The 559-nt window shown below is 49.6% G+C and carries 1 protein-coding gene; it reads left to right on the forward strand.

Annotation, left to right across the window (positions count from 1 at the left end; genetic code table 11):
- Positions 1 to 559: cadherin repeat domain-containing protein (locus AB2J24_RS19875; protein ID WP_367386816.1), on the forward strand; the 559-nt coding region annotated here is incomplete at both ends.

A 559-nucleotide genomic window follows, 5' to 3' on the forward strand; every position in this document is an offset into this window, starting at 1 on the left:
GCGGAAAGTGCGAGTTCACATAATATTACCGTTGTTGCGACCTCAGATGATGGATCGACGTCTAATGAGACCTTTACGATTGGTGTGAATGATGTGAACGAGACATCGATCACAGCGATCAGTGACAGTGATGGGTCTGGCAATAGTGTTGCTGAAAACGCCTCCACGGGTTCCGTGGTTGGTGTGACGGCGTTTGCCTCTGATGCGGATGCGAGCGATCATGTGAGTTATTCACTATCATCCAACCCAGGTGGGTTCTTTGCCATTGATGCCAATACGGGTGTTGTCACGGTTGCCTCTGGTCTTGATTATGAGAGTGATACCTCTCACACGATCCAGGTAACAGCGACCTCAACAGATGGCACAACATCTGTGCAGGACTTCACCATCCAAGTCGATGATGTCAATGAAGCAGGTGCCTCAGTGATCACGGATACAAACGCGACAGGCAATAGTGTTGATGAGAATGCAGGTTCTGGTGCAACGGTTGGTGTAACGGCGTTTGCCACAGATGCGGATGCCTCTGATAATATCAGCTATTCCCTGTCTGATGATGCAG

Source organism: Lentilitoribacter sp. EG35, from assembly GCF_040784015.1.
Taxonomy (GTDB): domain Bacteria; phylum Pseudomonadota; class Alphaproteobacteria; order Rhizobiales; family Rhizobiaceae; genus Lentilitoribacter.